This window comes from Fluoribacter dumoffii NY 23 (assembly GCF_000236165.1).
Lineage (GTDB): Bacteria > Pseudomonadota > Gammaproteobacteria > Legionellales > Legionellaceae > Legionella > Legionella dumoffii.
Map to the genome: position 1 here is coordinate 829,375 of NZ_CM001373.1, position 22,575 is coordinate 851,949.

Genomic DNA, 22,575 nt, shown 5'->3' on the forward strand with positions numbered 1-22,575 from the left:
TTTTAATAATCATCCTCATCAATGCTGAATGATGAGCCACATCCACAAGTCGTTTTCGCATTGGGATTACGAATCACAAATTGCTCGCCTTGTATGCCTTGTATGTAATCAATTTCAGCATCATGGAGGTATGGATAACTCATTGAATCAACGAGTAGTTTTACAGTAGAAACGCCATCTGAACAGTGTTGGACAACTACAGTGTCATCTTCATGGATTTCTTCATCAAAACTAAATCCATACTGAAATCCAGAGCAGCCTCCGCCTGTAATTGAGACGCGTAGATTTAAGTTCAAATTGTCCTCTTCCCTGATAAGTTCAGCCACTTTGTCTGCTGCGCTGACAGAAAAGTGGATGTCGCTGGTGGTAGGGGATATATTAATAGCAGCCATTTTAACTCCGGTTGTATCCTGTAAGTATAACTTAATTATCGAATAATGTGTTCAATTGTAGCACCACCCAGACATTGGTTTTTATCATAAAAAACCACATACTGTCCCGGCGTAACCGCTCTTTGCGGATTTGAAAACATGACGTAATGCTGTTGCTCATTTTGAGGGGAAATGATACAGCCTTGTTCTGCCTGACGGTATCGCGTTTTGGCATAACACGTTAGTGGCAAACTATCCTGGCAATCAGCGAGCCAATGAATGGGACCACAAATGAGTCCTTGTGCATAAAGCATGGGATGCTGGCTGCCTTGAGCTACATACAAGGTATTCGTAGCAACTTCTTTATCCACCACATACCAGGGATCATCAGTAGAGTGTTGCAGGCCCCCAATTCCTAAACCCTGTCTTTGCCCCAAAGTATAAAACATTAATCCATCGTGTTGACCCAGAACTTTCCCGTCAGTACTTTTTATCGCTCCTGGTCGAGCTAGAATAAATTCTTGCAAAAAGGATTTAAAACGTTTTTCACCAATAAAACAAATGCCTGTTGAGTCCTTTTTAGCCTGGGTAACCAAGCCAAGTTTGCTGGCAAATTCCCTTACCTCGGGTTTAGTATAATCACCAATCGGAAACAAGGTCTTGGCCAAAGCTTTAGGTTCTACGGCATGCAAAAAATAGGTTTGATCTTTATCACGGTCTTTTGCTTTATACAATAGTCCGACATCGCCCTTAATTTTATTTTTGGCGTAATGCCCTGTCGCTATGTAATCTGCCCCAAGAGTTAAAGCATGATTTAAAAAAGCATTAAATTTGATTTCCTTATTACACAACACATCAGGGTTGGGTGTTCTTCCTTGTTCATATTCATTTAAAAAGTGAGTGAAAACCCGTTGCCAATATTCTTCTGAAAAATTAACCGTATGAAGGGGGATGCGCAATTGATTACATACGGCTTGGGCATCTGCGAGATCCTGGGCTGCAGGACAAAACCCATCTTTATCATCCTGCTCCCAATTCTTCATAAACAAGCCTTCAACCTGATAGCCTGCTTCTTGCAGTAACCATGCAGCAACCGAGGAATCAACACCGCCAGACATTCCAACTATAACTTTAGCTTTCATAAAATTGAGATACCGCTTAATATTCTATTTTTTTCGAATCAACAGCTTCAATCATGGGAAAAATACAGCTTCCTAGGCTATTGTTCTAAAATAGTGAACTATTTAAATATAACTCTTTAGGATACGACAATAATGCTGCACTTACAAGAAATGGTTAAACAAGGTCAACAAACGAAGACTGTGATACTCACTGACCGTTTGCCAAATTTTATTACTGCCTCATGTCCGCTTGAAGTAAGCTACCATGTTGAAGCGAAAGAGGATTTTTACCTTATTCATCTTCATGTTAAAGGGGAGCTGCCGATTCAGTGCCAGCGTTGTCTGGACGAATTTAAATTTCCATATGATAATATTACGGTAGTTGCTGTATGTCGTAATGATGAAAGGGCAGAGCAGATACTCGAACATTATGAATGTATTGTTTCTCAAAATCTGCAAGTTAGTTTGGAAGATATACTTATTGATGAATTACATCTCTACGCGCCACAGTTTCATCCTGAAATTAATGATTGCAGCAGTGAAATAAATCAAATTTTAACGGGAAAAAATGAATTTTATTGAAATTTTATCTAATTAACACTAATATTCCCGCTTTATGAATGCAATTTGTTTAGGAGTAATACAATGGCCGTACAACAAAATAAGAAATCACGCTCACGTCGTGATATGCGTCGCTCACACGATGCTTTAACTAAGCCAACACTTTCTGTAGATTCAACTACCGGTGAAACTCATCGTCGTCATCATATGACTGAAGATGGTTATTATCGTGGTAGAAAAGTTATTGACACTGATAACGTTTACGAAGAAAAAGAGTAATTTCTTGAAAAATATCACCATTGCAATTGATGCGATGGGTGGGGATCATGGTTTAAATGTTGTGGTTCCTGCCTGTATTCGCGCAGCAAATAACAATCCGGATTTGAAGCTTATACTTGTTGGAGTTCATGACAAAATTCATGCTTTGTTGAAAAAACACGGTATGGCTTCTTCAAATCAGTTCTCCATAGTCCATGCTTCCGAAGTCGTGGCTATGGATGAATTGCCGTCCCATGCATTACGAAACAAAAAAGATTCCTCCATGCGTGTGGCCATTAACTTGGTGAAGGAAGGAATGGCCCAGGCTTGTGTTAGTGCCGGAAATACCGGGGCTCTTATGGCTACAGCACGTTTTGTCTTAAAAACCCTACCAGGGATTGACAGACCTGCGATAGTTTCTGAATTACCTACTATGCGCGGCAGGACATGGGTCATCGATTTGGGTGCTAATGTCGATTCTTGTGCAGAACATTTATTTCAGTTTGCGGTGATGGGATCTGCTTTGGTGCAGGCAGTGGCAAATAAACCCAAACCCAAAATCGCCTTATTGAATATCGGCGTGGAAGAAATGAAGGGAAATGATCAGGTGAAGCGTACGGCGCATATGCTTGCTGAATGTGAAGTAATGAATTATGTCGGATATGTAGAAGGTGATCATTTTTATACCGGAGAAGTTGACCTTGTAGTTTGTGATGGTTTCGTAGGTAATGTAGCCTTGAAAGCAAGTGAAGGCCTTGCAAAGTTTTTTGTAAGTTTGCTTATGGAGTCCTTTAATAGAAATTGGTATACCAAGCTTTCTGCTTTAATTGCCCGCCCAGCGTTAAAGCATCTGAAAAAACGCTTTGATCCTTCTCGTTATAATGGCGCAAGCATGTTGGGATTAAATGGCATCGTTGTTAAAAGTCATGGTGGTGCCAATGAATTGGGATTTCAACATGCAATTGAACAAGCAGTTATCGAAGTTCAAAATAATGTAGTGGATTTAGTGCGTGCCCAAATAAATGATTTTATAAATCAGGGATTGTTGTTATGAAAAATGCTGTAATACGTGGTACCGGAAGTTATATTCCTGAGAAACAACTTACTAATCTTGAACTTGAATCAATGTTGGATACCAGTGATGAGTGGATTGTCACCAGGACTGGAATCAGCAGCCGTAGCATTGCCCAACCTCATGAAACCACCTCATATATGGCTTCCAAAGCTGCTGAACAAGCACTAAGTGCTTCAGGTTTGAATGCGGATGAAATTGATTTAATCCTTGTAGCAACATGTACTCCGGATAATTTTTTTCCGGGGGTTGCCTGTTATGTGCAGCACGCTTTGAAAATTAAACGACCTATACCTGCTTTTGATGTAGGCGCTGCCTGCAGCGGTTTTGTATACGTTATGGATATAGCAAAACAATATATTGAATCGGGTGCTGCTAAAAATATTCTTGTAATTGGCAGTGAAAGTATGTCCAGAGCTGTGGATTGGACTGATCGTGCAACATGTGTCCTATTTGGAGACGGTGCTGGAGCAGTAGTTTTAAGTGCAAGCGACAGGCAAGGCATTATGGGGAGCGTTTTACATGCTTCTTATGATGCAGAAAAACTCTTGAATTTGAGTAATGCAACCTTCGATAATCAACGCGCTACAATTAGCATGCGTGGTAACGAAGTTTTTAAAATCGCAGTGAAAATTATGGGCGATGTTGTCGATGAAGTTTTAGAGGTCAGTCATTTGAAAAAATCTGATATTCAATGGCTTATTCCTCACCAAGCAAATATGCGTATTATTCAAGCAATCGCTAAAAAACTTGACCTTCCTATGTCCCAAGTAATTGTTACTATTGGTAGCCAGGGTAACACTTCGGCGGCATCCATTCCTTTAGCCCTGGATCATTCTATTCGAACCCATCAGATTAAAAGAGATGAATTATTATTGATTGAGTCCTTTGGTGGCGGAATGACTTGGGGAGCTATGGTAATTCGTTATTAATTACTTTTTTATACTACTTTTATGAATTAATTTTTAGTTCGGAGCTATTTTTAATGGTAAAAACAGCATTTGTATTTCCTGGGCAAGGTTCACAATCAGTAGGTATGTTGGCTGATTTTGAGTTGCAGTATCCTGTTGTTGTCAACACTTTCGCAGAAGCATCGGAGGCAGTAGGTTATGATCTATGGAAATTAGTGCAAAGCGGACCTGAAGAAAAATTAAACCAAACCGAACATACACAGGTGGCAATGCTTACAGCAGATGTTGCAGTGTACAAACTCTTAATGGAGCATAGCGTTGCTCAGCCTATGATTATGGCTGGCCATAGTCTTGGCGAGTATGCTGCTTTGGTTTGTGCTAATGCACTATCATTGTTTGATGCTGCTTGCCTGGTGGCACGTAGAGGGCAAGTAATGCAAAATGCAGTCCCTTTAGGTTTAGGTGCGATGGCTGCAATTGTTGGTTTAACAGATGAGCAAGTAAACACTTTATGCACGCAAGCTTCCCAAGGGAATGAAGTGGTTACTCCCGCAAATTATAATGCAATTGGTCAAGTTGTAGTGGCAGGACATACCCCAGCTGTTAATCGAGTAATAGCTCTGGCTGAGGATGTTGGTGCGCGTCTAGCCAAAGTGATCCCGGTAAGCGTTCCATGCCACTGTCCATTATTGTCTGATGCCGCTGCATCTTTTGCTGAATATCTCGCAAAAATTGAATTTACTACTCCTAAAACAGATGTTGTCAGTAATGTGGATTTAAGTATTTATCATTCTGCAGAGCATATACGTGAAAAATTAACTGAACAGCTGTACAGCCCTGTACGTTGGGTCGAAACGATTCAGCTCTTTAAAAATAATGGAGTAGAACTTGTTCTGGAGTGTGGTCCTGGAAAAGTTTTGAGCGGCTTAATTAAGAGGATAGATAGAAGCTTAAATACTATTAGCGTTTACGATACTATTAGTTTGGAACAGCTTGAAGAGCAATTTGTATAACCTGGGAACCCACGGATTCCTTGGACGTTTGAGATGTAGAGTGAGCATATTCTTAATAGCATGGATGTGAAATGATTCATGCAAATGCTCATTTTATAAAAATAAAATATTTTTCTAGAGGAAAAATAAATGATGAGTCTGGAAGGGAAAATTGCTTTAGTTACAGGGGCAAGCCGGGGAATAGGTCAGGCTATAGCCCTTAAATTAGCGCAAGAAGGTGCATTTGTTTACGGTACAGCAACTACAGAGCAGGGCGCCCAATCTATAAATGCCTATTTTGAAAAGGAAAAATTAACTGGGAAAGGGCTTGTGCTGGATGTTACGGATTCGGAGCAAATCGAAAAAGTAATCGGTGAATTGGCTCATGAAAATCAGACTCCTTCGATATTGGTGAATAATGCTGGGATAACCTCAGATAATTTACTGCTGCGCATGGATGATGATGAATGGTATAAAGTAATCGAAACGAATTTGAATTCAATATACAAAATGTCTAAAATCTGTATAAAACCCATGTTTAGGGCCAGATGGGGACGAATTATTTCTATTGGGTCAGTAGTTGGTTCAAGCGGAAACTCAGGTCAAGTCAATTATACTGCAGCAAAAGCCGGGATTGTTGGTTTCAGCAAGTCCTTAGCGCAAGAAATTGGAAGCAGGGGAATTACTGTTAATGTTGTGGCGCCTGGTTTTATTGATACAGACATGACAGCGGCTTTACCGGATATGGTAAAGGAAGAAATGTTAAAAAGAATTCCTATGCGAAAGCTGGGAGAGCCTAAAGATATAGCCGAAGCAGTAGCTTTTTTAGCATCAGAAAGTGCTAAATATATCACGGGTGAAACAATTCATGTCAATGGTGGCATGTATATGGATTAAATGCACTTGCGTTATCTGTATAAATGAATAAACTATACCACTTCCATTTAACTTTGGTTGTTTGGTATTTTGAATTGCTTCGAGATAAGTGATTGATTAAGTTTAAAATGATAGCTGGATTGATATTTTACCTGGGAGCTATTTAAATAAATTTAAGACCTGATTTAAGCAATCAAAGTTAAGTGGAAGTGAGTGTAATTAACTAAATAATCCGGAATTTTTTTAAATTTCCATCAACCGAAAGAGGAAAATCAAGTTATGAGTACAGTTGAAGAGCGTGTTCGCAAAATTGTTGTTGAACAGTTAGGCGTTAAAGAAGAAGAGTTAAAGAATGATGCATCATTTGTTGATGATTTGGGTGCTGATTCTTTAGATACTGTGGAATTGGTTATGGCTCTTGAAGAAGAATTTGAAACAGAAATTCCTGATGAAAAAGCTGAAAAGATTACCACGATTCAAGAAGCAATTGACTATATTGAATCTAATTTAAATAAAGAAGAAGCATAACCTTGCTTTTTATCTCCTTCTCTCCTGCGCATAGCGTGGGAGATGGATGGGAAATTGTTTTACGAGGAGCCTTCATTGAATAAGCGGCGTGTAGTAATTACTGGTATGGGTATGATTACCCCTGTCGGGCTTAATGTAGAAGAAACTTGGCAAAATATATTGGCTGGTGTGAGTGGTGTTGTTTTGGCAGAGGATTTTGACGCCGAGGAATACAGTACACGAATATGGGCCAAGGTTAAGGATTTTAATATTGAGAACTATGTTCCGCTAAAAGATGCTCGTAAAATGGATGTTTTTACCCAATACGGCATTGCTGCAGCTGATGAAGCAATGCTGGATTCGGGCTTGAAGATTGATGCGAACTTGGCAAATCGAGTTGGTGTGGCTGTCGGTGCAGGTATTGGCGGCATTCAGACAATTACCAATAATCAAGATAAACTCGTGGCAGGTGGACCTCGAAAAGTTTCTCCATTTTTTATTCCAGCAGGTATCATTAACATGGTTGCTGGACAGATTTCAATAAGGCATCAGCTGAAGGGACCCAATATTTCTGTTGTTACTGCGTGCACTACGGGTACACATAATATTGGATTGGCCGGGCGAATAATTGCCTATGGCGATGCTGACGTTATGGTATGTGGCGGGGCGGAAATGACCCTGACTCCTCTATGCCTGGCAGGGTTTTCTGCTGTGCGCTCTTTATCCAAGCGTAATGACGAACCCCAAAAGGCATCAAGGCCTTTCGATAAAGACAGGGATGGGTTTGTCATGGGAGAAGGCGCAGGTGTTCTTATTTTAGAAGAATATGAACACGCCAAAGCGCGTGGTGCGAAAATTTATGCTGAACTTGTGGGTTTTGGCATGTCGGGTGATGCTTATCATATCACTGCTCCTGATGAGGATGCAGATGGTGCGGCCCGTGCGATGGAAGCAGCAATAAGAGACGCAGGGATTGACCCGGAACAAGTGGATTACATCAATGCTCATGGCACCTCTACCTATCTCAATGATTTAAATGAAACGAAAGCGATTAAGCGTGTATTTAAACAACACGCATATGAATTGGCAGTGAGCTCCACAAAATCAATGACTGGACATTTACTCGGTGCTGCTGGTGCTGTTGAAGCCATATTCAGCATTTTAGCACTCAAAGATCAAATTGCCCCACCAACGATTAATTTAGAGAATCCTGATGAAGGATGCGATTTGAATTATGTGCCTCATACTCCTCAAAAGAGAGCTATCAATTATGCCCTAAGTAATTCACTGGGTTTTGGTGGAACCAATGGCAGCTTGTTATTTAAGCGGATCTAAATGATATTTCCAAGACATAAAAAACTGATATTGTATGTTGTAATACTGTTTTTTATGTCTTTTTTTCTTTTCTTTTTGACGAATTACTATCAAATAATCAGCCCAATTATTCCTAAAGACGGTGCACCGGTAATTATCTCGCTTGATCGAACTGCTTCCGCATCTCAATTTGTAAAGACACTGAAAGATAAAAAGTTAATTCATTCAGGAAGCGGAATTTTATTGATGATTCGTTTTTCTGGTTTATCATCCAAGCTTAAGGCAGGGGTATACCAGATTAAGCCAGGTGAAACTGCAATGCAGTTAATTGGTCGAGTTGTAGCAGGAGATGTGTTAACCCAAAATTTCACAATTATTGCGGGTACTACCCAACAAAAAATTTCTCAAGATTTGGCCAAAGCACCTTATTTAAATTATCGCCCCACGGATTGGGATTCCATTAAGGACAATCACCCTAATGCCGAAGGGTTATTACTTGCTGATACTTATCAATATCGAGGTGGGAGTAATGGTAAAAGTTTACTAGAGCATGCCCACCAGAATTTAATGAATTATTTAAACAGGGCTTGGTCTGGTAGAGAACCCAATTTACCGTATAAAACTCCCTATGAATTACTTACAGCTGCCTCAATAATTGAGAAAGAAACAGCCATTCCCCAAGAGCGTAAATTGATTTCGGGTGTTATGGTCAACCGCTTAAATAAAAAGATGCCCTTGCAGATGGACCCTACAGTCATTTATGGATTGGGTTCTGCCTATAATGGAAAACTATCACATAATGACTTGCTGATTGACTCTCCCTATAACTCATACCATTATAGAGGCTTACCGCCAACACCCATTGCTATGGTAGGTAAGGAAGCATTAGATGCTGCAGCTCATCCACAACTTTCCAACTACTTGTATTTTGTTGCCAAAGGAGACGGAACCCATCAGTTTTCGGAAACATATCAGCAACAAAAGCAAGCGATTAATCAATATAAGCGCAAGGAACAGTAATGCCATCTCTAACTGGGAAGTTCATTGTTATTGAAGGACTGGAAGGTGCCGGAAAATCTACTGCAATCAGTATTATCCTGGAATTACTCGAAAATAGGCAGATTCAAACAGTCACTACCCGGGAACCTGGGGGTACAGTAATAGGTGAGCTTTTACGTGATGTGATTAAAAATCCCAAATATCACGAGATCCTGGATAACCGCAGTGAATTATTATTATTATATACAGCTCGAATTCAGCTTGTTGAGGAAGTTATTAAGCCTGCTCTACGCCAAGGCATTTGGGTTATAGCCGATCGATTTGAACTTTCAACTATGGCCTATCAGGGCGGAGGAAGAGGATTAGACCAAGAAATGATTCAGCGCTTGTCTTCTTTTGCTTTGGAGGGACTGCAGCCCGATTTAACTTTATACCTGGATATCAGTCCAGAGGAAGGAATGAAGCGAGTTAAATTAAGAGGGGAGTTTGACAGGATTGAGCAACAATCGATTGATTTTTTTCATCGCGTCCATGCAAGCTATATTAATCATGTCAGTAAGGATTCCAATGCAGTGATGATTGATGCCCGATGTCCTCTGGATGATGTGCAACGAGCAATTCAACATGTAATGAATAAATTCCTTGAGCAGCAATAATGAGTGATTTTAATGACTTTTCCGGGCATTTACCCTCGAATATAGATCAAAATTTTCAATCACAATGGAAGCAAATCCAATCTGCATGGGCCCATCAGCGTATTCCTCAATCTATGTTGTTTGTTGGCTCTTTTGACCGTCCTTTTTTGGATTTTTTAAAAATATTAACCCAGTTGTATTTGTGTAAAAATGAAGGAAGCCAGCCCTGTTTTGAATGCATTGATTGTCAAATGGTCGCAAACGGTGAACACCCAGACGTGGAGTGGATTAAGCCTGAAAAGATAGGCGGGCCGATTAAAATTGATCAAATAAGGGAATTACAAGATTATGCCTATTTGACACCGCAACGCACTAAATATCGATTGATTGTCATTGAGTCCGCAGATCGAATGAATACCTCTGCCGCCAATTCATTATTAAAAATTTTGGAAGAACCGCCGCAACAAACCCTTTTTTTACTTTTAGCTCAGCAACTCAGTACCCTGTTACCCACGGTTTTAAGCAGATGCCAGATAATCCGCTTTGCATCACATGATAATCAATCAATGACTCATCCTTTGCAATTGGCTGAGTATTATCCGGAAGGGTCAGCTCAAGCAATGATTGTGAAGCAGTCGGAATTTATTTTAGATGGTTTAATCGCAGTAATGAAAAAAAACGTACATCCTAGTAGTGTTGCCTCTCAATGGGGCCAGTTTGATTTGGGAATATTACTGTGGTTTTTGTATTTGATTTTTGCTCAAATTCAAGTGATTCAAATTAATACATCCGTGGATCCGAGTACCGTTCTACCGCAGTTAAATTATTTAAAGACTGCATTAAAGCCCGGAATGATTTTTTCCCTGATTGATAGAATAAATACCTTGCAGCGAAAATTAAGCCATAATATGAATATAAATCAAACTTTGGCTCTTGAGGATTTATTGTTCGCATTAGAAAGCGACTCCAGTACTTTCTCATGACGGAGCAACTGTTTTATGCAAATCAGGGATTGCACAAGGAAGATCGATAATGGATACGGTACCACAAATAAATTGTTCTTTTCCTAGCGAATCAACGCTTTATTCTGCATATATGCCTTTTGTCAAAGGAGGCGGTTTATTTATTCGCACCCATACAAATTATCAATTTGGCTCCGAAGTGAAACTATCAGTCAAATTAATGGATGAAGATGAACCCTATGTCGTTGACGGTAAAATAGTCTGGATTACACCCAGAGGAGCTCAGGGGAACAAGGTTCCCGGGATAGGGGTACAATTAATTGGCGAAAACAGCCGTTATATTTGTAATAAAATAGAAACCTATTTAGCGGGCATGTTAAAATCCTCCCAATATACAGATACAATTTAGCTGAAGGGGAAAGAAATCTTTCCTTCTTGAGCAAAAATAATTAAGAGGTTATTTATGCTAGTTGATTCTCACTGTCATTTGAATTTTCTCGATTTAGGTGATTTTAACAATGATATAGCAAATGTTTTGACACAAGCAAAAGCAAATGGCGTGCAACATTTTTTGTGTGTTTGCGTCGAATTAAGTGATTATCCGCAACTCGAAAAACTTGCGTCAGAGTATCCTGACATCAGTATTTCGGTGGGTGTGCATCCCAATACTGAAATGGATACTCTCGTCACCTCCGACTTGCTCTGTGATTTAGCTAAAAATCCGGCATGTGTTGCAATAGGAGAAACAGGGCTGGATTATTATCGGACTCATACTGATGAAGCCCGGGAAATACAACGTAACCGCTTTCGAGAGCACATAAAGGCGTCTTTGGAATCTGCCAAACCATTGATAATCCATACTCGCCAAGCTGCGGAGGATACAATCGCATTAATGGCTGAGGAAAATGCCCATAAAATTGGTGGGGTCATGCATTGTTTTGCTGAAAGTCTGGATATTGCATATAAAGCGATGGAACTGAATTTCTACATATCATTCTCTGGAATCGTTACTTTTAAAAATGCAACTGCCCTCCAGGACGTTGCCCGAAAAATTCCTTTAAATCGAATACTTATTGAAACGGATTCACCGTATTTAGCCCCTGTGCCTTTTCGCGGCAAGCAAAATCATCCAGCCCTGGTAAAATATGTAGCAGAAGCAATAGCGGAGATTCGCGGGCTTTCCTTTGCTGAGGTAGCTGAAATCACTACTAATAATTTTTATACTTGCTTCAAATTATAGGAAATAGCATAAGTGCTTAATACGGGGCTCTGCGTAAGCCTTTTTATTTTTTATCGGGGATCAATTAATGACGTTTTATATAGGGTTAATGTCTGGAACCAGTATGGATGGTATTGATGCTGCACTTGTTGATGTAGAAAAAAATACCCTGATTCATGGAATCACTACCAACTACAGCGATGAAGTGAAAACTCGTATGAATTGCTTACTTGACGGTGCAAGCACAAGTCTGGCTGCTATTTGCCAACTAAATACATTAATCGGAAGGGAGTTTGCCTATGCTGTGACAGAATTGTTGCAAAAGACAAAAATGTCAGCCCATGATATTTGTGCAATCGGCAGTCATGGACAAACTGTATGCCATAATATAGATTCTGCTGTCCCCTATACCCTACAGTTAGGTTGTGCGCATACTATTTCAACGCTGACCCAGATCACTGTTGTTGCCGACTTTAGAACCCGGGATGTCGTTTTGGGCGGCCACGGAGCTCCTTTTGCACCGGTTTATCATCAAAAATTATTCGAGAATGAAAAAAATCACATAGCAGTAGTTAACGTGGGGGGAATTAGCAATATTACATTCATTAATGCACGTGAACCGATTAAAGGTTGGGATACAGGACCCGGAAATTGCCTAATGGATGCCTGGATCCGGAAGCAGCAAGGAAGAGAGTACGATGCTGGCGGCGAATGGGCCCAACAAGGGGAAATAATTCTCCCTCTACTTGAACTATTAATGGCGGATTCTTTCATCGCCTCTTTACCCCCAAAGAGCATAGGTAAAGAGTATTTTTCTTTATCCTGGCTTCAAACCTCTTTAAAGGAAGAATATAAAGCTGTAGACGTACAAAAAACGTTACTGGCATTCACTGCCAAATCCATTGCGAATACCGTTTTAAACGAACAACATCTTGTTAAAACGATGTATTTGTGTGGTGGAGGCGCCCACAATGTTGCGCTTTTGCACCTGCTTAATGAGTTATTACCAGAAACCCAGGTCAAGAGTATAGCTGAAATTGGGATTAGTCCTGATTATTTGGAAGCAATGATGTTCGCGTGGCTGGCTGCAAAAACTATAAATCAAACTCCTGTAGATTTAAGATCCATCACTGGATCTCAAAGGCCGGCCATTCTGGGGGCAATTTATCCAGTCACTAAGTCTTAATAAATTTCATATTGTTTTCTATAAGATAGAAGTGAAATGACTTTTTGAAAATTTCATTTGCCTCTTCTTATCTAGAATAAAATCATATTGACAAAATAAATACGTATAAGCTTAAATGTAAAATTTCAAACGGAGTGAACTTAACTTGGGCGCACATTACACAGGTACAACACAAAAAGAATCAAGCACGAGTCTCGTAACTGCTTATTTTATTTTTTTTCTGGCAGCATCATTTTATTTATATGAATTTATTCTCCAGGTAGCACCCAGTGTTATGGCGGAATCCATGATGAAAACATTTGGGGTCTCCGGAGAAGGATTTGGTTTTATATCTGCTTTTTACTTTTATGCTTACGCGCCAACCCAACTTCCGGCCGGAGTTTTGTACGATCGTTATGGCCCGCGTAAGTTAATGACATTTGCAATTATTTTATGTGCCCTGGGCTCTGCTTTTTTTGCATCAACAGATAGTGTGTTTACTGCTTGTATCGGCAGGTTTCTCATTGGAATTGGTTCTGCATTTTCATTTATTGGAGTATTAGTTCTTTTATCACGTTGGTTTCCTCCCTATTATTTCGCAATTTTGGCGGGGGTTGCTCAGTTGATGAGTTCAGTTGGTGCAATGTTTGGTGAAATGCCCTTGGCTTATTTGATTCAAGAAGTTGGCTGGCGCAATGCAAGCTTTATTCTATCAATTGTCGGTTTTATTTTAGCTGTTTTTTTCTGGATTTATATTCGGGACTATCCTCATCAAAAAAATCAGACCGTTCCAGAACATTACTTGCGTGATGAATGGAAACGTCTTGTGGCGGTTTGCAAACATGGTTATACCTGGATAATCGGAGGTTATGCCTTCGCCATTTGGACGCCGATTGCAGTTTTTGCAGCTTTATGGGGTGTTCCGTATCTGCAGGAAAAATTTCAAATCAGTGTAGTTGCTGCTTCAGGATTATGCAGCATGATTTGGATAGGAATCGGTATCGGCAGTCCGCTTTTAGGGTGGTTAAGCGATAAAATTGAAAGCCGGCGCATCGCTCTTATCATAAGTGCAGCATTGGGATTATTTGCCACATTGGTTTTATTGTATCTGCCAGGATTATCTTATGGATGGGCACCATTCATTCTGTTTGTGCTGGGTTTGGGCGCTGGAGGTCAAACCGTGAGCTTTGCAGTGGTTAAAGAAAATAATCCGCCTGAACTTGTTGGCACCGCTTCCGGTTTCAATAATCTTTCAGTTTTAATAGGTGGGGCAATATTCCAACCATTAGTAGGTTACATATTGCAACATACAAATTCCTGGCATTTGGTTAACGGAGTGCACATATACAGTATTGCAAGCTATCAAATGGCTTTAGTAGTAATGCCTGTATGCTTTTTAGGAAGTTTGCTTATTGCTGGTTTTTTACTCAAAGAATCACATCCAGCACGTCAGCCCTAATTGAATAATATTCTAAAGCTCCCTTGAATTTATAAGTGAGCTTTGGAATGGCAGTATTTAAACTTCAAACTTCTGTTCATCTTTGGAAATCAAGTGTTCAAGACTATTTTTCGGCTTATCTTTGGGCGCAAACCATAATAAAGCGCATTTATCTTTATAAAAAATATAACTGGCTTCGTGCAAGCGAGTTAAATATTTGCGCTTGACGTAAGCATCATAGCATTTTTCTGCTGTTCCAATTCGATTAAACTTCTCTGTATAGGAATTCAGTTTGTTTGCTAAATACTTAGCTGCATCTGAAGGATCCGATGGGTTGGATAAAGCATAGGTTATATTATTGGGATAAGTAAAAATATGCTCATCAAATGAATCAAAAAGGATATTCCACAAACTGAATGACTCGAAAGAGCCCTTAATTTGTGAAATAGTTTGTATAAAATTACTAATATTTTTTGAGTTCAGGCGCAAAATCCCTGCTTTACGCGCCTCTTCCAGAATAAAAAATTGAATGCTATGAGTCCATTTGCCATGCACTGGACCAGCACCGGCATCAGCCGATAAAAAACCATTTTTTAATAAAGAGTTATAAAAAAGTTCAGCCGTTAGTTCGCCATACAAAACAGGTGTGTGTTTTGGATATTGAAATTGGGGACTCGTTTGGAACTGGTTATCGATTTCAGCAGAGTGTGGATTATTGAAATAATTGTTACCTCCCCAGTCATCGAAAAATTGGCGTAAGGACTTTTTTTCCTTTTGACAAAAATCAAAATAGGAGGCTGAAAATTTCTTTAATCCATTTAATACAAGTTCCTCATTACAAAGGAATTTCCATACCGCGATAATATCTTCTTTAATGGAGTTGTCTAAACCTCCATACCCAAAATCCTCTAAGTCCTGCTCATAGTTGTTTGTATCTTCTGCGCCAATTCGTATAAGTTCCACAGTCATTTTTTCCACTCCTTAGAAAATACTGCTTAATATGGATGAACAGGAGACTTGTTGTGATTGTATATATTTTCGGTTCTTAATCCTCATTGTTTTTAATGAATGCAGATCGTATTACGGATATAGGTGCTGCTCTTTCCAAGCTTAGATTCTATAGTAATTATTTTTTTTCATTTGTGTCAAACAGTTGATCTTTTTATCAAAATAATGATAAGTAACTCATGTTACGCACGATCAAGTTTAAGCAGCCATTTTTTTAAGTTCCTGCCAGGCAATCTGGTTCGCTCTAACAATCAATTTGTATTTAATGGCAAAGTGATTTAAATGAGTTTTTATCTTCAACATTTCCAGCTTGCAATAGGCAATTATAGAAGCGTAAATATGATTACACTGAGTTTTTACAGTTCGAGTGGGGGACTTAGTTAAGCTTGCATTTTGCTTAATTGATTTATGGTACTCTTCAATCCGCCACCGTTTCTGGTACACTTCTAAAGACGTTCGGCGCTACTAAGCATGTCATTAGAAACAAGATAGAGAATTCCTGTTGAACCGTTTTCGTTTTTGAACACTTTTTTCAGGAGCCTCACGGGGAAGTCTAGGCCTCTAAGCCAGACTGTGTGGGCCACATCCTCTTCAAGTTCTAATGCTCTTACTTGTTGGTACCGTCCGTTTTTGGCATCGTTTTCAGATAAAGCTAACGTGCGGCTAGACTTAATCCCAATGATAAACGATTTTTGAAGGTCTTTATGGATGTGAACCATATTGGCCTTCGAGCCAAACCAGTTATCCGCTAGTACATAATCAAACATCACTTTATTGGTAATCGCTTGAGCAATCAAGTTTTGAAATAATTGATGGTTCTGGATGACTTTCTTCTCATTTGTCTGGTCTTAATATCACATTAGGTGATTTCTTTTTTAATCACCTCATATCCTATAGGTACACTGAAATCATCATAGCGGATCATGGACGATAGGATATTGATCCCCTTGAGCACAGTCCCTTTGGCATGAGAATAATGCCAGCAATTCACTTCATTCTCATCGGTATAAGGTTTCTCTTCTATGAAATCATCAACTATCAATACCCCTCCAACTCCTTCTTCCTAACTGGCTTTTTTACATAGTGCCACAGGTGATTTCGAGCCAAAATCCTCAAAACGAAGAAATCGAGTTACTTTATCATGAGCAAATGCTCCATCAACCAAATCAGACAGACCTGTTGCTGTTGCATATTTGTTTTGGAAAATCAAATAATCACTATAAAGATCAAGCATATCCATTTAATTCCCTCCCTAAAATTAAGGACAGAATTCTAATGCTTTTTATTCAAACTACAAGTTCATGTGCGTAACATGAGCAATTAAGAGCAATTCATTGGGCTGATAAACCATTCCTTGCTCAAGTGACTCTCTAAGTCCAGCAAGTGCGTCTGTTTTTGCTCCATATAATTTTCAAGCATGCGTGGCCCATAGGCAACATAGGTAACACCAGCGACAGACCGTGGCGAAACGATGGCCGAGAAATAACTATAACAAGCAAACTCAAAACCAAGACCAGAATCAGGCATCAAAGGAAAAAACTCCCCGAAATTAGAAAACTTAAACGTCCTGTGAAATGAATTCTCTTTATCTAACACGCTCTTTATGCCCGAGCAATGAATTTGTGCGTCGTAAGCAGTCATCTGCCGTTGTACATAACCCATCACTTTTCGCCAAAATAAGTCACGGTTATCCCAATTATCCAAAGCATCAAAGTTATCGATATAAGCTTGATGCGCTGCGATTAAGTGCTGCAGATTAAAATGCTTGCCTTGGGTAATTTCTTTTTGACGGGTTATTTCTTTTCTAAATCCTTCAATCACGAAGTGACCATGGTCTTCATCATGGATAATGGCTAATGCAATGGCATTATAATAGTCTTTGAGCTTTTCTGCAGAAACCTCATCTTCAATGCCATTGGGGAACTGCTCATGAAACTGTCTTAAGGCTTCTCCTTGTTCTATTAAGCCCTTGTCTTCTAACTTTTTAAAATAAGGAAGCATCATTTCCCACATCGGTTTATCTCCGACACCAATTGCAGCTTGAAACGCTGTTCCTATAATGGTTCTTCCAGAATAATCTACGGCTTTTGATTTAATCAAGAGCAACCCTGGATTTTGTTTTATCATGGCTAGGGCTTTATCTTTCTCACCCTTAACAACATGGGCTAATAGTTGTTGCGCCGCTCGTTGATTCAACTCGGAAAATACAACAGAGTGTAATGTTTTGGAGGTTAAACTAAGATTAGCTAAATCCTTGTTTGTAAAAAAACTTGGTTTAAATCCTGAGTAGATTTGCAATTTGCTAAATACTTGTTCTAAAGTAAGTTCATCGGTAACATCAACACTTGAACGGCGTTCTTCAGTACTTATAAAATCATCTCCATAATCCATGTCCGAATTATTTTTTACTGTTTGTTCTTCTTTTGAATACATCGCTTCACCTTGTGTGACTATTAAAGAAGGCATAATGTATCACAAAATAATCGATGTGTGTGTTAGTTGTTCTTTTTAATGGCTATTTCGCGCCAGCTTCAAATTAGAGGTTAAAATGTCAACAAGAAGAAAATACACGAAAGAATGCTTCTAATTGATATATTGATTGATCAACCTCGAGAGTATACTCTTCGTCACTACGCGCTGCGTCAACTAGGGTCTCAAACTAGAATTTTGTTTCTTCACTAACCTTTGATTGCAATAAATGAGTGAGAAAAAAACCAAGGTTGTCTTCATGCGGATCAAGGTTGGTATCATTAACTTCATTAAAAAGACCGTCAACGATTTCCCAATGGTGATTAGTTTGCTCGAGAAAAGCTCAAAAATTTTTTCTACGTTATTCTTAGCATATCAAGGATATAAATCGGTTACCTGCTTCAAACAGGATCCTTTGTGCTATTTTTTTGCGGCAAAAACGCTAAAACAGTAAATACCAAAAAGAGTAATTCGACTGCATTACAATAGAGTCCAAAATGGAGGTTATTGTGATGTTGATAAAATATATTGGCGATTTCCGTCCCTATGGCACCCACGACCATCACGCATAAGCTGACCAATGCAGATGCAGTACCCTTGCTGACAGGAGTTACAAAAAGGCAATATCTGTTTAAAGGAGCGTTGATTACGCTCAGTGCAAAAAAGTAGATGATTGTTCCCGGAAGTAAATAGTAATAGGCATTTCCATATAAATAGGGAAGCAGAGATGTCAAGATTGCACCCACAATCATAATAAAACATCCTAGATAGACAATCTTTTTAATTTCATATTTGTACGTCAATTTATGTAAAAACCAGTTACCTAAAATGGTGGCGCCAAATACAGGAAGTTGCCAAAGACCATATTGAATTACAGTGAGTTTTGCCTCGACAATTAAAATGATGGGAGCCAATGCAATCCAGGCAATACATGGGATGCCGACAGTGCCCGCTGCTAGTGTTCCAAAACAAAAGGCTTTATTGGTAAACAAATCCTTATAGTTTCTCAGCATATTCCTCGTGGAGAATTTGGTTTTCGGGGTCAGTTCTCCATTTTTCTTTGTTTGGCCAATAGGCTCAGGCATATATTGCCATAATCCCCATAAGGTAACGAGGGCACATAACGCAATGGTGATGAAGATATAGCGCCATGAGGTATAATGAATCACTATCGCTCCCATCAAAGGACCTAATAGAGGAGCAAGAATAGCAACATTTGCCATAATGGAGATTAAACGAATGGCATCCATTTCTTCAAAAATTTCCTGAATGGTTGCATAGCCTATTACCCCAATAAAGCATAGGCCCATGCCTTGAAAAAAGCGGGCAACCAAAAACTGATTCATTGAATTGGAACAAGCAATAAACAGGGTAAAAATAAAAAATAGAACCGCACCCAGAAGCATCATGGGCCTGCGTCCATAACTGTCGGAAAGGGGGCCTAAAAGAACTTGCAAACTTGCCCCCCCAAGGATGTATACACTTAATGAGGTTGCTACTGCAGATTCAGGGGCATGAAAGGAACTAACCACATGGATCATTCCCGGCATTATCATATCATTGGCTATATAAGTTAAAAACTCATACATAACAAAAAAGCAAGTAAATATAAGAGCTTGTCTTTTTGTTATAGGAATAAGGGGTTCGGTCATAGCAAAAGCCCTTGGTGATTAATTTCTTCTTTAAATGTACTTTCTTGTAATTCAGTGACTAAATTTTATATACTCTTTTGATGCTCAATAATTGAGAAACAAACTTATGAAATGGTATTTTTTTGGTGAAGATAACGGCAATCCAAGAATTAATGAACATTTAATGATCTACATACTTAGTCTACTCGATTCCAGGTCACAGTTCAATGCATTACAAGTTAACCATAAATGGCAAGAAATGGTTAAATTAACAAAAAAATACATGGACTTATTACCTGTAATTCAACGTGTGCCATTTTTTTCAAAAATAGGACTTGATGTATTAAGATTAAAATTAATGTCAGGTGGAATGACAAACATTGTATATAGGGTGCAAGTGGGTCAAAACCTATCCAAGATATTTGCAAAAATTCCAGAGGTCAAGCCAGCACTCATTGAAAGTACAAAACCTCAACGATGGGTATTACGAATCCCGGGTGATGTATCCTTGTTTTCTGTGTCACGAAAGCATGAATCAGAAAACGCTCGTAAAGCATCTGATATAGGGCTGAACGTTCCCATTGCACACATTGAACCCGATGGCTTGCAAGTGACACAATTCATTGAGGGGGTTCAGGCACTAGATAATGAAACCTTAAAGCGTATTGATATATTACAAACGTTGGCTTGCATGGCGAGAAAGTTACATGCCTCAGAACGTTTCGACAATGACACCGCTGTTTTCGAGCGCAATGAAAAATTGCTGGAACAATTAAAAGTTAAAAATTTTGTTTTCCCTGATTCAATCGATTTTATAATGGAACAAATGTCCCATTTAAAAAAATTATTTTCCTCTTACCAAATTGAAATGAGCCCATGCCATAATGATTCTACCCCTTTAAATTATATGCGGGCACATTCAGGAAAACAGGAAATTTTTTATCAAATTGACTGGGAGTATTCGAGTAATAATGATTTTATGTGGGATCTGGTGTACTTTGCTATAGAAGGAAAACTCAATAAAGAACAAGAATTGATTTATTTAACTTCTTATTTTGGAAAGGAAAAGCTCTCAGAATCCATGTTGGCATGGTATACCGCATATAAACCAGTAGTGGAGTGGTGGATAACGCTTTGGTCGTGGACTCAATTGGCAAACAATGCTAAAGCTGTAAGTAAGGAAGAGTATATAAAGTTGGGAGCCGAACGTGTTGTAAAAACTTTAAAACATTTTCAAAGCGAAGAATACCAGCAGGCCATTGATATAATCGAAAGGGATTGTCTGGAAAGCTCCTTTACCGGCCACCGGCCTTTTTAAAAATTGTAGTCCTTGGCTGCGGGCTGCAGGATGTATATTTAATGTAATGTATTTCAAAACTCTCTTTTTATCCTGCCGCAGCCCCATAACCCCGTCGGATAATTGATTTAGAGCATATGACTTAAAAATTCTTGCAGGTGTTTTTTTTCTTGCTCAGAGCTTAAATAGTTTTTTAATAACTCCAGCAAGCGGAGATATTCTTCCTGGTGCAATATACCACGCATAAGTTCAAATCGTAGAAATACACAATATGTATTGAGTACGTCAGTTTCACAATAATCACGAATGTTTTTTATTTGGCCTGCTTGATACTGCTCCCATACTTTAGAACCGCTCATTCCCATTTTTCCAGGAAACCCCAGCATACTGGATATTTCATCAAGTGGAGCAAACGCTTTGTTTTGATAAGCTGCGATCACATCCATGAGATCAAGATGCCGATAATGAAATCGACTTAAGTAATTGTTCCAGCGAAAATTTTGTTGATTGTCACCATTTTCCCAGTAAGTAGGGGCGGTAATGCCATGTAGCAACGCACGATAATGTAAAACAGGTAAATCAAAACCACTTCCATTCCAGCTCACTAAAGTTGGGGTATGCTTGTCAATTCCAGCAAAAAAACGGGTTATTAATTCCTTTTCATCGGAGGTTTCATCGCCCAGGGACCACACTTTAATTTGTGTACCCTGGCTCATAACTAAAGAAATGGCACAAATTTTTTGTAAATAATGAGGCAAAAAATCATTTCCGACTTTGGCGCGACGTAATGCAAACATTGCTTCGGCGGTATCCTTGTCAGACAGCCCATGTAAATCATAGAGATTACGGCCTGTTTCAACATCGGGTATGGTTTCTATATCGAATACAAGAATGCTCATGGGTTTGACTTATTTATCATTAAATGAGGTCTTATCTTAGCACGGGTAACGCAAGGAAGTAGAGAGATGTTTTGAGGAGGCTAAGGATATCTTGCGTTCATCTTGATTATAATTCAAGCGTAGATTGTAGTTATCAAATTTGCTAAAATGCCCCTTTTTATTTTATGGTTTATCATGGACGTTTTATTACTCGTTTTTAATAAGTTACGAATAGTCTTTTGCTTATTATTTGCTTTGGTCCTTACTGCGTGTGTTAGCCATCCGCCTGCTGATGTCAATAATCTTTGTAATATTTTCAGACAATATCCAAAATGGTATCGAGACGCCAGGGATGTTGAACGCCGTTGGAGGGTACCTATCCCGGTACAAATGGCTATTATTCATCAGGAATCCAAATTTAATGCCCGCGCCCGACCACCGCGTCAAAAGCTCTTTTGTATTATTCCCTGGAAGAGACCTTCTTCAGCTTATGGATATACTCAGGCACTGCATGGGACATGGAATCATTATAAACAAAGTTGTGGGGGATGGTTTGCTTCCCGTAAAGATTTTGCTGATGGAGTGGATTTTATTGGTTGGTATGCAAACGAAGCATATAAACGAGCACGGATTCCACGATCTGATGCTTATTCACTTTATTTAGCCTATCATGAGGGAATAGGCGGTTATCAGCGTAAAACATATTTGAGAAAATCATGGTTGATACAAGTTGCCCGCAAAGTGAAAGCGCGTTCACAAATTTATGCAATGCAACTTAATTCATGCAAAAGAAGATTTTAAATGAACATCATGCTCTTGGAGAATTTTTAAAAACGGTATTGGCTGCGGCAGAATTTGTGCTGCATTTGAATTTATAGAGTTTAAAAGTAA

The 22,575-nt window shown here is 39.1% G+C and carries 23 protein-coding genes and 1 pseudogene; 17 read left to right on the forward strand and 7 right to left on the reverse strand.

All coding sequences use genetic code 11. The features are described from left to right. Positions 1 to 2: 2 nt before the first annotated feature. Entirely contained in the window at positions 3 to 392 is a 390-nt protein-coding gene (gene erpA, locus KYQ_RS03865) for an iron-sulfur cluster insertion protein ErpA (protein WP_010653879.1), read from the reverse strand. A gap of 35 nt (positions 393 to 427) precedes the next feature. Then, positions 428 to 1,513, reverse strand: coding sequence for a tRNA 2-thiouridine(34) synthase MnmA (gene mnmA, locus KYQ_RS03870; protein ID WP_019349661.1), 1,086 nt, complete (start codon positions 1,511 to 1,513; stop codon positions 428 to 430). Between the two features lie 132 nt (positions 1,514 to 1,645). Between mnmA and KYQ_RS03875 the strand changes: the two genes are divergently transcribed. The 15 genes from KYQ_RS03875 to KYQ_RS03945 all read left to right on the forward strand — a co-directional run bounded on the left by KYQ_RS03875 (position 1,646) and on the right by KYQ_RS03945 (position 14,422). Continuing rightward, positions 1,646 to 2,074, forward strand: coding sequence for a YceD family protein (locus KYQ_RS03875; RefSeq protein ID WP_010653877.1), 429 nt, complete (start codon positions 1,646 to 1,648; stop codon positions 2,072 to 2,074). Between the two features lie 63 nt (positions 2,075 to 2,137). Next, positions 2,138 to 2,332 (forward strand): 50S ribosomal protein L32, encoded by a 195-nt coding sequence (gene rpmF, locus KYQ_RS03880; protein ID WP_010653876.1) that lies wholly within the window; start codon positions 2,138 to 2,140, stop codon positions 2,330 to 2,332. A gap of 4 nt (positions 2,333 to 2,336) precedes the next feature. Continuing rightward, entirely contained in the window at positions 2,337 to 3,365 is a 1,029-nt protein-coding gene (plsX, locus tag KYQ_RS03885) for a phosphate acyltransferase PlsX (RefSeq protein ID WP_010653875.1), read from the forward strand. Continuing rightward, positions 3,362 to 4,315: a beta-ketoacyl-ACP synthase III gene (locus KYQ_RS03890; RefSeq protein ID WP_010653874.1), complete on the forward strand. Its 954-nt coding sequence runs from the start codon at positions 3,362 to 3,364 to the stop codon at positions 4,313 to 4,315. Before plsX ends, KYQ_RS03890 begins: the two co-directional genes overlap by 4 nt. A gap of 53 nt (positions 4,316 to 4,368) precedes the next feature. After that, positions 4,369 to 5,307, forward strand: a complete 939-nt coding sequence (gene fabD / locus KYQ_RS03895; protein WP_010653873.1) for an ACP S-malonyltransferase — start codon at positions 4,369 to 4,371, stop codon at positions 5,305 to 5,307. 129 nt (positions 5,308 to 5,436) lie between these two features. Continuing rightward, on the forward strand, positions 5,437 to 6,183 hold the full coding sequence (gene fabG / locus KYQ_RS03900) for a 3-oxoacyl-ACP reductase FabG (RefSeq protein WP_019349662.1): 747 nt from the start codon (positions 5,437 to 5,439) through the stop codon (positions 6,181 to 6,183). Between the two features lie 258 nt (positions 6,184 to 6,441). Continuing rightward, positions 6,442 to 6,690, forward strand: coding sequence for an acyl carrier protein (gene acpP / locus KYQ_RS03905; protein ID WP_003631752.1), 249 nt, complete (start codon positions 6,442 to 6,444; stop codon positions 6,688 to 6,690). Positions 6,691 to 6,765: 75 nt separating this feature from the next. Then, positions 6,766 to 8,004, forward strand: coding sequence for a beta-ketoacyl-ACP synthase II (gene fabF, locus KYQ_RS03910; RefSeq protein ID WP_010653871.1), 1,239 nt, complete (start codon positions 6,766 to 6,768; stop codon positions 8,002 to 8,004). Then, on the forward strand, positions 8,005 to 9,003 hold the full coding sequence (gene mltG / locus KYQ_RS03915) for an endolytic transglycosylase MltG (protein WP_010653870.1): 999 nt from the start codon (positions 8,005 to 8,007) through the stop codon (positions 9,001 to 9,003). It begins immediately after the preceding gene. Then, a complete protein-coding gene (tmk, locus tag KYQ_RS03920; protein ID WP_010653869.1) occupies positions 9,003 to 9,638 on the forward strand; it encodes a dTMP kinase in 636 nt (211 codons plus the stop codon). The genes mltG and tmk overlap by 1 nt, the downstream gene beginning before the upstream one ends. Further along, complete coding sequence (locus KYQ_RS03925; protein ID WP_010653868.1) at positions 9,638 to 10,600, forward strand: DNA polymerase III subunit delta' C-terminal domain-containing protein; 963 nt, start codon at positions 9,638 to 9,640, stop codon at positions 10,598 to 10,600. The genes tmk and KYQ_RS03925 overlap by 1 nt, the downstream gene beginning before the upstream one ends. A gap of 49 nt (positions 10,601 to 10,649) precedes the next feature. Beyond that, positions 10,650 to 10,988, forward strand: coding sequence for a PilZ domain-containing protein (locus KYQ_RS03930; RefSeq protein ID WP_010653867.1), 339 nt, complete (start codon positions 10,650 to 10,652; stop codon positions 10,986 to 10,988). A gap of 54 nt (positions 10,989 to 11,042) precedes the next feature. Beyond that, on the forward strand, positions 11,043 to 11,819 hold the full coding sequence (locus KYQ_RS03935; protein ID WP_010653866.1) for a TatD family hydrolase: 777 nt from the start codon (positions 11,043 to 11,045) through the stop codon (positions 11,817 to 11,819). A 67-nt stretch (positions 11,820 to 11,886) separates the two neighbouring features. Beyond that, complete coding sequence (locus KYQ_RS03940; RefSeq protein WP_010653865.1) at positions 11,887 to 12,984, forward strand: anhydro-N-acetylmuramic acid kinase; 1,098 nt, start codon at positions 11,887 to 11,889, stop codon at positions 12,982 to 12,984. Between the two features lie 145 nt (positions 12,985 to 13,129). Next, the gene (locus tag KYQ_RS03945; RefSeq protein WP_010653864.1) at positions 13,130 to 14,422 is read left to right on the forward strand and encodes an MFS transporter; all 1,293 of its coding nucleotides are present in this window, start codon (positions 13,130 to 13,132) and stop codon (positions 14,420 to 14,422) included. Positions 14,423 to 14,479: 57 nt separating this feature from the next. On the opposite strand, the gene KYQ_RS03950 is transcribed toward KYQ_RS03945, so the two are convergent. The 4 genes and pseudogenes from KYQ_RS03950 to KYQ_RS03975 form a co-directional block, all read right to left on the reverse strand. Next, positions 14,480 to 15,370, reverse strand: coding sequence for a LirA/MavJ family T4SS effector (locus KYQ_RS03950; RefSeq protein ID WP_010653863.1), 891 nt, complete (start codon positions 15,368 to 15,370; stop codon positions 14,480 to 14,482). A gap of 237 nt (positions 15,371 to 15,607) precedes the next feature. Beyond that, positions 15,608 to 16,649, reverse strand: a pseudogene (locus KYQ_RS19695) (IS701 family transposase). Positions 16,650 to 16,729: 80 nt separating this feature from the next. Further along, positions 16,730 to 17,875: a hypothetical protein gene (locus KYQ_RS03970; RefSeq protein WP_231294601.1), complete on the reverse strand. Its 1,146-nt coding sequence runs from the start codon at positions 17,873 to 17,875 to the stop codon at positions 16,730 to 16,732. A gap of 404 nt (positions 17,876 to 18,279) precedes the next feature. Then, positions 18,280 to 19,530: an MFS transporter gene (locus tag KYQ_RS03975; protein WP_010653861.1), complete on the reverse strand. Its 1,251-nt coding sequence runs from the start codon at positions 19,528 to 19,530 to the stop codon at positions 18,280 to 18,282. Between the two features lie 106 nt (positions 19,531 to 19,636). Here KYQ_RS03975 and KYQ_RS03980 point away from each other — a divergent pair, with 106 nt between their 5' ends. Then, on the forward strand, positions 19,637 to 20,827 hold the full coding sequence (locus tag KYQ_RS03980) for a phosphotransferase family protein (RefSeq protein ID WP_019349665.1): 1,191 nt from the start codon (positions 19,637 to 19,639) through the stop codon (positions 20,825 to 20,827). Positions 20,828 to 20,934: 107 nt separating this feature from the next. On the opposite strand, the gene KYQ_RS03985 is transcribed toward KYQ_RS03980, so the two are convergent. Then, a complete protein-coding gene (locus tag KYQ_RS03985) occupies positions 20,935 to 21,705 on the reverse strand; it encodes a 3'-5' exonuclease (protein ID WP_010653859.1) in 771 nt (256 codons plus the stop codon). Between the two features lie 174 nt (positions 21,706 to 21,879). On the opposite strand from KYQ_RS03985, the gene KYQ_RS03990 reads away from it, so the two are divergent. Further along, positions 21,880 to 22,485 carry a transglycosylase SLT domain-containing protein gene (locus KYQ_RS03990; protein WP_029488979.1) on the forward strand — a complete coding sequence of 202 codons (606 nt, stop codon included), beginning with the start codon at positions 21,880 to 21,882 and terminating at the stop codon, positions 22,483 to 22,485. Positions 22,486 to 22,575 lie beyond the last annotated feature (90 nt).